Annotated in this window: 8 protein-coding genes, 1 tRNA gene and 1 pseudogene; 5 read left to right on the top strand and 5 right to left on the bottom strand. The window is 48.0% G+C overall.

The window, feature by feature from the left end:
• The first annotated feature begins 282 nt into the window (after positions 1-282).
• The 3 genes from alr to tatC are packed head-to-tail and all read left to right on the top strand — an operon-like array spanning position 283 to position 2,531.
• Complete coding sequence (gene alr, locus C4B57_02770; GenBank protein ID PXF55560.1) at positions 283-1,410, top strand: alanine racemase; 1,128 nt, start codon at positions 283-285, stop codon at positions 1,408-1,410.
• A gap of 3 nt (positions 1,411-1,413) precedes the next feature.
• Complete coding sequence (locus tag C4B57_02765; GenBank protein PXF55559.1) at positions 1,414-1,794, top strand: hypothetical protein; 381 nt, start codon at positions 1,414-1,416, stop codon at positions 1,792-1,794.
• A 17-nt stretch (positions 1,795-1,811) separates the two neighbouring features.
• Complete coding sequence (gene tatC / locus C4B57_02760) at positions 1,812-2,531, top strand: twin-arginine translocase subunit TatC (GenBank protein PXF55558.1); 720 nt, start codon at positions 1,812-1,814, stop codon at positions 2,529-2,531.
• A gap of 174 nt (positions 2,532-2,705) precedes the next feature.
• Here the strand turns inward: tatC and C4B57_02755 are convergent, their stop codons facing one another.
• The 3 genes from C4B57_02755 to C4B57_02745 form a co-directional block, all read right to left on the bottom strand.
• The gene (locus C4B57_02755) at positions 2,706-2,978 is read right to left on the bottom strand and encodes a hypothetical protein (GenBank protein PXF55557.1); all 273 of its coding nucleotides are present in this window, start codon (positions 2,976-2,978) and stop codon (positions 2,706-2,708) included.
• The gene (locus tag C4B57_02750) at positions 2,965-4,317 is read right to left on the bottom strand and encodes an amino acid ABC transporter substrate-binding protein (protein ID PXF55556.1); all 1,353 of its coding nucleotides are present in this window, start codon (positions 4,315-4,317) and stop codon (positions 2,965-2,967) included. Before C4B57_02750 ends, C4B57_02755 begins: the two co-directional genes overlap by 14 nt.
• Positions 4,318-4,369: 52 nt before the next feature.
• Positions 4,370-4,444, bottom strand: a tRNA-Gly gene (locus C4B57_02745).
• A 114-nt stretch (positions 4,445-4,558) separates the two neighbouring features.
• On the opposite strand from C4B57_02745, the gene C4B57_02740 reads away from it, so the two are divergent.
• A complete protein-coding gene (locus tag C4B57_02740) occupies positions 4,559-5,626 on the top strand; it encodes a hypothetical protein (protein PXF55555.1) in 1,068 nt (355 codons plus the stop codon).
• Positions 5,627-5,896: 270 nt separating this feature from the next.
• Here the strand turns inward: C4B57_02740 and C4B57_02735 are convergent, their stop codons facing one another.
• Positions 5,897-6,103, bottom strand: coding sequence for a cold-shock protein (locus C4B57_02735; GenBank protein PXF55554.1), 207 nt, complete (start codon positions 6,101-6,103; stop codon positions 5,897-5,899).
• A 569-nt stretch (positions 6,104-6,672) separates the two neighbouring features.
• A pseudogene (locus C4B57_02730) lies at positions 6,673-8,289 on the bottom strand (lytic transglycosylase).
• Positions 8,290-8,626: 337 nt separating this feature from the next.
• On the opposite strand from C4B57_02730, the gene C4B57_02725 reads away from it, so the two are divergent.
• On the top strand, positions 8,627-9,896 hold a 1,270-nt coding region (locus C4B57_02725; protein PXF55553.1), incomplete at its 3' end, for a hypothetical protein.

Below are 9,896 nucleotides of genomic sequence, written 5' to 3'. Positions count from 1 at the left end.
CTGAGCGCAGCGAAGGAGAACGGGGAGGGGGCAAGACTCCCCCATGTCAAAAGCCTTAAGAAAACAAGGGGCTGAAGTGTTAAGTGAAAAGAAATATCCCCTGTCAGTGAACGGTCTGCACAGTGGACCAAGGGTTCATAAGAATATTTACTTCTTTTTGTATTCATTCCGGGCACGGCCGTGGCTCCGGAGATATTTGGGCAGAATCGCTTTTTGCAGTATATATAGATCTTAATTCAAACACTGATAATTCTTGCCTCTATGAATCTTGAGAGATAACTCATGTCTTATACAGACCTTAACCGAATTGAAATAGACCTCACGGCCATAAGCCATAATCTCGCCATTCTTAAAGGACTTTTGAAAAGTACAGGTGTTCGTATTGTGGCGGTGGTAAAATCCGATGCCTATGGCCATGGATTGATAGAGGTCAGCCAGGTACTTGAATCGGCCGGTGTGTGGGGATTTGGCATTTCAGAGGCTGAAGAGGCAATTGCTCTGAGGGAAGGAGGGATAACCGCTCCCATTCTGTTCATGTCGGGGTTACCTCCAGGAGCAGAGAAAGAGGTCCTGGCGCTTAACTTAATTCCAGGTGTAACCGACATTCATTCCCTGGACACTCTTGAGCATACTGCATCTGTGAGGGATAAAATATGCAAGGTACATCTCAAAGTGGATACCGGCATGGGGCGCCTGGGTTTTTCGCCGGATGAACTCTATCAAGTTGTTAAGGAGCCGGATCGATGGCCGCACTTGAACCTTGAAGGTCTGTATTCTCACTTATCATCTGCTGATGATCCTCTTGATCCATTTAACATGGTTCAGCTCAATACATTTGCATCAGTTTTAGACAAGGTAAAAGACATGGGATGGAGACCTTCAACTGTTCATCTGGCCAATTCAGCTGGCCTGATCCATTTTCCTTCTGCCCGTTATGATATGGTCAGGCCCGGGCTGGCCATTTATGGTTCCTATCCTGGTCCTCAAAGCGAAAAAGGCCTTGAATTGCGGCCCGCCATGAGTTTTTATAGTAAAATCATAGCGGTACGCAATTTACCCAAGGGTTCACCGGTGAGCTACGGTCACAGTTTTTTTACCAAAAGACCTTCCAGGATAGCTGTAGTGCCTGTCGGTTATGACGACGGTTATCTGCGATCCATGTCCAACAAGTCCAGGGTCCTTATCAGGGGCAGGCGTTGCCCCGTGGTTGGGCGTATTTGCATGAGGGCCCTTATGGCCGACGTTTCCGCGCTTGATGGAGCAGCTCCCGGTGAGGAAGTCGTGCTCCTGGGCAGGCAGAGAAGCGAAGTTATAAGGGTTGAAGAGCTGGCGCAGTGGGGCGGCACTATCAGTTATGAGGTCCTCTGTATGCTGGGCGGCAGGAACAGGAGGTCCTTCAAGAGGGGATAGCCGATGTTTGGCATAGGACTTCCGGAGTTGCTCTTGATTCTGGCATTGGCCTTGATAGTGCTCGGGCCGGATAAGCTTCCTCAGCTTGCCGGACAGATTGCACGTTATATAGGGGAATTAAAGAGGGCGTCAGAGGAGCTTAAAAGCCAGCTTGATATCGAGTCCCTGGGAAAAGACATAAGTCAGGCGGCAGAGGACCGGACTGAATCCGGCTGGTCCGATTTGGTCAATGGAGATTCATTGTCAGGGCAAAAAGCGGCAGATGGCCGTGAAGCCCGCAAGGATAATATCCAGGCGGAAGAACAGGAGAAAGATTACAGTAAATCGCCGTATTCTGATAACATAGGGAAAAGTGGTACGAGCAATTCCAAAGACAGCCCCTGAGTATTGTGGTCAATGAGATGTCTTTTGAGCATCTTCCATTCAGGGTACACCTTGTTGAGCTCAGGCGTCGACTGATCACCTGCTTTGTCACCATGGCAGTGACTTTTGCGATCTGCTATGCATTCTCAGACCTCCTTGTTTCCATACTTTTCTATCCGGTCCATCAGGCACTGCCTCCTGGCAGCTCTTTGGTATTTACGGCCCTCACAGAGGGTTTCATGACCTATCTCAAAGTCGCCTTCTGGAGTGCTGTCATCCTTTCCACTCCGATGATCTTGTATCAGGCATGGATGTTTGCGGCTCCAGGCCTGTATGACAAAGAGAAAAAGCTTATAAAGAGTTTTATGTTCTGGGGTACAGGCCTGTTTATTTCAGGGGGTCTTTTTGGCTACTGGGTCATAATGCCTGTTGCTTTCTCCATTACTTTAGGCTTTGCAAACCAGGGACTGGAGGCAATGCCAAGACTGCAGAGTTATATGATTTTTTCCCTCAAGGCCATCTTTGTTTTTGGTATGGTTTTCGAAATTCCATTCCTTATGGCACTTGCCACCCGTTGCGGTATCGTGTCCACGGGATATTTTTCAAGGCACAGAAGAGCCGGTTACATAGCCCTGTATGTATTGGCAGTGCTGCTTGTCCCAACGGACGTGTTCTCACAAGTGCTTATCTTTTTCCCGCTGATAGGTGTTTACGAGGCCGGGATACGGCTTGCCATGCGGTTCGGGGCGCCGGCATGATAACAATTCGCGAACAGGGGAGGGGGGCGTTTCCCGGGGTCCATGTCTTCATAACGGGGTCGTCAAAATTCGTGTGGCATGGAAGACAGAGCCCAACATAGAGTATCCTGTCAATTTCGCGTGAGTTGAAGGGCCTGAGTCCCTTTCTTGACGTGCGGACCAGGGGCCTGCCTTTTATGTCAACAAAGGCGTCCAGGGGGTGATCTGTGCCCAGGGAACCGGAAGGACCGGAAAGAGACGAGATGAACCTCCATCCATCAGGTCCGAATGATAAACTGCCTCGACCGAGCCCCAAGGTCCTGGGGTCCTGATGGCATTCCCTGCAGGGGCGCCCCGCCTTTTGCGTGGTATGAGGGTCCATCCATGAGACAGTAAGTCGCTTGAAATTACGTTTCCATTTGCCGCCTCCATCCAGGAAGGAAATAAAGTCCTGTCACCCGGGTACAAGGACAACCACTTCTCCGGTCTCGGCTTGAAGCAGGTCCTTTTCAGAAGGAATCCCCGGTCTTTCCGTGTCATGTTCAAATATCCCCAAAGGCGGATATTCATAGCGGATAAATGAACGAAACTCTTCCCACAGCCCGGGGGTCTCTTTTATCGCAATTTTATCCAGTTGGGTCTTGCTTCCGTCCATCCGGATATGACAGCCGTAGCATTGAGGCACCCATGTACTGTGGCAGGCCTGGCAAGACAGGCGACGGTGGGCGGGATGCATGCAGGCAACCGGATTCGGGGCGTGGAGCGGATGAAGCTTCTTGTTTTGCTTATTCTCAAGGAAAAATGATCCGTCTTTTTCCAGGATCTTGAGTTCGGGGAGCCCGGGTGAATTCGGTGACCTGGTGACTTGGTGATTAGAGGTCCCGTGACAGTCCCGGCATGTAACCTCCAGTTGCTTTTCGAAATGGGCATGGCGTTTTCCGTCTCCCATAATTTCTTTTTGGGTATGGCAATCAATGCAGGTGAGCCCTTTTTCGTGATGGACATCATCCTTAAATATCCTGTAAAAACGGCCGTCAGCTAATTCTCTGGATGAGAAATCACCCTCTTCATACGGGGTGCCGTAGCCCTCTGACTCAAATTTTCCCTGATAGGACAGCCCGATACGTCCACTCCGGTTGTGACACAGGACACAGTTGTCCATAGGGATGACCTTAATTATCCCGGGATGTCTCTCTTCCTTTGCCTTTTGACCTCTGTCCTTGACAAGGTGACAGGCGGTGCATCCCCCGCCCTTGTATGCCAGAAAGCTGGGAAGGCTTCTGCGCTCGACCCACAGATGGCAGCTTCCGCACAACTTCCTGTAGTAGTCAAGGGCAAGGGAGTTCATGCCGGTGTCTTTCAGTATTTTTACCGAAATGTCCTCATTGTGGTCAGATGTCTCTCCCCAGTAAAAGCGAAGTGTGCTGATGATGCCGCGATTTGTAGCCATGAGTGAGTTCTTGACCCAGGTAACCTGATTTGGGTGGCAAGCGGACTGGCCGCAGGTCTTATCTGCAAATCGAAGTTCCCCGGGATTCAGGACCATTCCCAGGTGTGCCCGTTGCTTGTCACCGGAGAGCGGATTTCCCCTATGACACACGGCACATCCCAGGATTTCCCTTCCGTGGGCTTTATCCGGTTTTTTCTTGTGGCAGGAAAGACAGAGATCCACCCGGCCGCTCAAGGTGGTTGTGACCTGCTTTACCTTGGGGTTGTTTGGACCGGACACCGCGGAAATTTTCATGTTGAACATGAAAATTAACAGCGCGGCGAGGCAGACCATAATATGGAAAGAAGATCTTTTCATAACTGCCAGGAAAGAAAAAGGGCAGCCATTGCTGCCCTGCTATTTTAATGACTGGAGCGGGAAACGGGATTTGAACCCGCGACTTCAACCTTGGCAAGGTTGCACTCTACCACTGAGTTATTCCCGCAACGAACTGCGCCTGAATAATAGAAATGGTTTCTGGAACTGTCAAGGATTTCTTCTCAAGAGCGAAATATACAGTATAATATTTACTCATATTTCAGACTTTTTCAATATAATCATGTGTGATGCGTGCATCGGAAAGAAAGACATGGAAGATAGCACTGCTAAAGCTCTTGAGGTTCCACTCGTTTTGCGGGGGGTACGCCGTGTAATTGTGCCGGTGAGTGACCGTTTAAAGTCCCTGGAATTTTACCGGGACAAGCTCGGCATGATGGCAAGGGCCCTGCCGGGTGGAACATGGGAGGTATCAACCGGGCAGACTGCCCTGCGATTCATGGAGTGTCCCCAAGATAAAGAGGGGATAACAATGACTTTTTGGCTGCCAATATGGGAACTCCTGCAGGCTCAGGACAGGCTCAGGGCTTTGGGTCTTCAAGTGAACGGCCCGTCAGAACGGCCGGGAATGGAGCAAGTGCTGACTCTCAAAGACCCTGACGGCCATAATATTGAACTGGTGGCCAGAGGCAGCCTCTCGGACCTTACGAAGTCCAGGCTCGAGTTGTCGGAAAAAAGAGGTCGGGGTCCCAGCGGTCAAACCTGGGAAAATTTCTATAATGCGGTCTCAGTTGAGGATATGCCCTGGTATACAGATTGCCTTGACGAAGATCTGATCATAGCCCTGTCGGAATATGCCCCTTTGCCCGGGCGGTTACTGGAGCTGGGCACCGGACCGGGTACGGCCGCTGCCAGGCTGGCGGCCCTGGGATACGAAGTTGTAGCTGTTGATATAGCTTCCGCTGCTATTGAGCAAGCCCGCCTTCGTTTTGGCGACTTGAACCCGCATCTTACATATAAAATAGCTGACGTCTGCCAGCCCTTGCTCCATCTCGGGAGCTTTGATTATGCCTTTGACCGTGGGTGTTTTCATGGTATTGCCCCTGAAGGGCGTGAACAGTATGTCCTTCATATTGCAGGAGTTATTCGTCCCGGCGGCAGGCTTTTTCTGAAGGTATTCAGCCGTGACGAGCCTGGAGACAGGGGGCCTTATCGTTTTACCGAGGCAGAGATAACAGAGATATTCAAAGGGACCTTTTCTGTGCTTTATGCTATGAAAAGTACATTTGGAGGTACCCTGACCCACTCTCCAAAGGGGCTATCTTTTGTCTTGGAGAGGCAACTTGCCTGATTGCTACATTTTGGGGAGATGGCGCTCTGAAGAATCTATTCAGAGCGCCCTTTTTCGTAAATATCCGGTGAACCCGTTATATCCTGCCTTGGAGCGGTTACCTTTTTCCGGGTTTCAAAGCTCACTCATCGCGGACCGGAGAGGCGGTGCAATCCGGCCCGCTACCCAAAACCCTGCAAAAGGCAAACCGCTTCTGCGGCAGGGCACGGATGGCAACTTCCGCAGTGGACTATGAGTTCACCGAATATTTACCCTTTTTCAGGATCTTACTTACCCGGCAGTCCGCTTAACGTTTGCTGCCTGAGGTCCCCTGGGACTTTGCTCTATATCAAAAGTTACCTTGTCTCCCTCCTGCAGGGAGCGAAATCCTTCTCCTTGGATAGCGCTATAATGTACAAAGACATCACCTTCGTTATCCGTTTCAATAAAACCGTACCCCTTTTTGTCATTGAACCATTTTACCCGACCTTCCATCATTACAACATTCTCCTTTTATTTTATGCTTATACTTCTTGTCAGGTGTTACTTTGGTGACTACTCATGAAATCGTTTCGCTTTGATGAAAGATCGATTTCAAATGGACCCCAAAATACCAACCCCACTTTTGTACCATATTTTTAACTACTTCATTAAAGAAAGCCATGCATCTCTCTTAAAAAAGTCTTTTACACCAGATTGAAAAGAAATAAAGACAAATTTCGTCCCAGGGTTTTGGGCCGCGGGCCGGATTGCACCGCCTCTCCGGTCTGCGATGAGTGAGCTTTGAAATCCGGAAAAAGGTAACCGCTTCAAGGCAGGATGTAACTGATTCACTGAATATTTACTATTATCTTTATGCGATGGATGGTTTGTATGGTTACCTGTAACTAGTTGCTGATTACGAGTAGCTGTCCAGGATATATTGTAGATCCAATATCCAGATCATTGATGCTGAGCAATTTGGAAAGAGACATATGGTGCTTCTTGGCGATTTCTGAGGGGTTATCTCCAGGTTTAACGAGATATGTTGTCTTCTTCTCAGATTTGGTTAGTGGTTTAACATTTGTAATTTTTAACTGTTGACCGACATGGAGACGAGTTGATGACAAATTGTTGAGCCTGCAAAGTTCTTTTGTTGTTGTGTTAAAATTCCTGGCGATAAGCCAAAGCGAGTCTCCCTTTCTCACTATGTATTTCCCGTCATGAAGACTTGCAGCATGTTTGGCTGGTACTTTCTGAGTCCTCCTGCTGACAACAGGTATCTTTAGTATCTGTCCGGTTTTTATGAAATGTTTTTTATGGATATTATTTGCCCATATAATATTCCGGACACTTGTATGATACTTGAGGCTTATAAGTGAGAGTGTTTCACCTTTTCTGACCTTGTGATACACATAGGCCTTTTGGGGTGGGGACCACTCCGGAATATCCGCGATTCTGGCAAGAAGGATTTCGCCTTTCCCTCGAGGGACTTTGATGGCATAGGCGGTATCCGGAGTGACACTATAGCGAAGCTCCGGATTTAACTCGATGAGTTCTTTAGCAGATATGTCCAGCTTGTCGGCCACCGCCTTTAAATGGACTTGCTTGTCAACCGTTACGACTTCATATGGTACCGGTCTGTCCGGTTCTCCCAGAGCTATCCCATACTTTTCCGGATCTTTTATAATATAGAGCGTGGCCAGGAATCTGGGGACATAGCGGGCAGTTTCTCTTGGAAGTTTCTCATACAGATCCCAGAAGTTATCAAGATAATTGATTTTCTGCCTGCGAATTTTCTGGAGTACTGTCCCTTCACCGCAGTTATATGCTGCGAGAACAGTAGTCCAGTCCCCAAATATCTGATGTAATTCCTGTAAATATGAAATGGCCGCGGCAGTGGATTTTGCGGGATCCAATCTTTCGTCGATCCAGGTGTCCCTGTTCAGGCCAAACTTATAGCCAGTGGAAGGAATAAATTGCCACAGTCCGAGGGCGCGGGCGCGAGATAATGCCTTTACCTTGAATCCGCTTTCGATGAGGGGCAGCCATGAGAGGTCTTCCGGCAGTCCAGCTTCTTTCAAGGCCTTAACGATTTCGTCCCTGTACTTCCCGGCACGTTTATAAGACTCTATAAAGAACTTTCTTTCACGTCCCTGAAAGTTCCTGATCTCCTGTTTTACATGGCTGTTCATGATCAGCGGGATGGCCTTGTGATTCCCGTTTACCGCGGTATACCGCGATGAATGAATTTCCAAAATTCGCTTGGAAATCATAAATCTCAGGTCTTCCTTTTGCTGGATAAATTCCGGATCGTTTTCCGGATCTACCTTCAGGATAAGCCCATAGGCCTGATCCAGGGCATCGATGGCTTTATTGAGATAACCTTCAACCCAGAATTCCTGGGATGCCTCACAGTAGTCCAGGGCAGTGTCTAAAAGATCCTGCTTTCCATCCGGTTCTTTTTTTACAGGCCTATAGTCCCTGGGGTTCTCCAGGGGTCCGGATGTATGTCCTTCTGCACTCCCGGCATCTTTCAGTTTTGATGGAGGGGTGCAGGCCGGAAGTTCTTTACCGTCCTGAACACGAGTTTCTTTTTCGGAAGTACAATTGGCAGGAAATTCATTATGGTTCACGTTTGGGACCCTGGCTGCGGAACAGCCAAAAATGAGACACAGTAAAGAAAGGAGGATTGCTTTGCTAATCCACTGGAATTTCATTGTTTATCTTTAATTTTAATACGCGCTGATTATGACCTGATTTGATATTGCTCTCCCCTTAGGGGTTTTCCAAGTCGATATTAGCAAAATATTTTCTTTTGCCAAGGCCGGATTTACAAAAAAGACTCAATAGCGTTCTGTACTGAAAGCGTTCTACCCTTTTCATGGCTTTTCAAGTAAATATTCTTATGAACCCTTGGTCCACTGTGCAGACCGTTCACTGGCAGGGGATATTTCTTTTCACTTAAGAGTCTGTCCCGCAAATATTAGTTGCAAAATGAGGCCGAATTCGGTAAAATATTATATAATTTCAACATGATAATTGCTTTTTGAGGGCCTCATGAACTACAATTTCAGAAGCTATAATCCGGAGCAACCATATCTGCTACCCCCATCTCTGGACGACTGGCTCCCCCAGGACCATCTTGCCCGATTTATATCTGAGACAGTTGATCAAATGGATCTGTCAGCATTAATCACAGCTTACAGAGCCAATGGCCAGGGAAGCGCAGCCTATCATCCGGCAATGATGGTAAAGATACTTTTATACGCCTACTGTATGGGTATTCCATCCAGCAGGAAGATTGCCAAAGCCCTGGTAGATGATGTGGCATTCAGATGGCTTGCTGCCGGTAATTTTCCAGATTTTAGAACCATATCAGAATTTCGCAAAAGACATCTCAGGGCTCTGCAGGATCTTTTTCCCCAGATACTACTTCTCTGTAAGGCTTCTGGTTTGGTAAAGGCTGGCATTATAGCCCTTGATGGCACCAAGGTTAAAGCCAATGCAAGCCTGAGCCGCAACAAAACTTATGAGCAGCTTTCCAAGCAAGAGAAGCGACTCAAGGAGAAATTGGAAGCACTCCTTGAGCAGGCAGAGAAGACAGATCAGGAGGAAGACAGGCTGTATGGCAGCAAACGTGGTGATGAACTTCCTGAGGATTTGAGTACTGCAGAAAAAAGGCTTGCAAAGATCAAAGAGGCTAAAAAATACCTGGAAGCCAGAAAAAAGGCTGAAGCCAAAAAGAGCAAGGAGTCTCATAAGAAACACGGCAGAAAATCTCAAAAGCCTGACGACACAGTGAAGCCTGAAACCAAGGTCAATATGACCGATTCTGAGAGTCGTATTCAGAAGACGTCCAAAGGTTATATTCAAGGTTATAATGCTCAGGCCGTAGCTACAGAAGACCAGATAGTTATTGCCTGTGACGTGGTGAATGAGGCCAATGACATTCATCAGCTTAAACCTATGCTGGAGCAGGCACAGCAGAATCTTTCAGAAATAGATGTTTACGCAAAGACAGTCCTTGCTGACGCAGGGTATTGCAGTGACGATAATCTTGAATACCTGGAATCCAAGGATGAAATAAACGCTCTTGTTTCAACCCGGAAAGAGCAAGAGATGAGAAAGGCCGAATCCGGCTCCAAAAATATCAGGCACCGTTCCGACAGATACAAGGCCATGGACAGGAACCTCCAAAACCCAGTCAGTCGATATATTTATGGATTTCGCAAGCGAATAATTGAACCTGTATTTGGGCAGATGAAACATTGTCAGGGTTTCCCCGGCTTTCTCTTACGTGGACTTGAGA

The organism is Deltaproteobacteria bacterium, assembly GCA_003194485.1.
Classification (GTDB): Bacteria; Desulfobacterota; Dissulfuribacteria; order Dissulfuribacterales; family UBA3076; genus UBA3076.
This window is presented reverse-complemented; position numbering and strand designations above follow the sequence as displayed.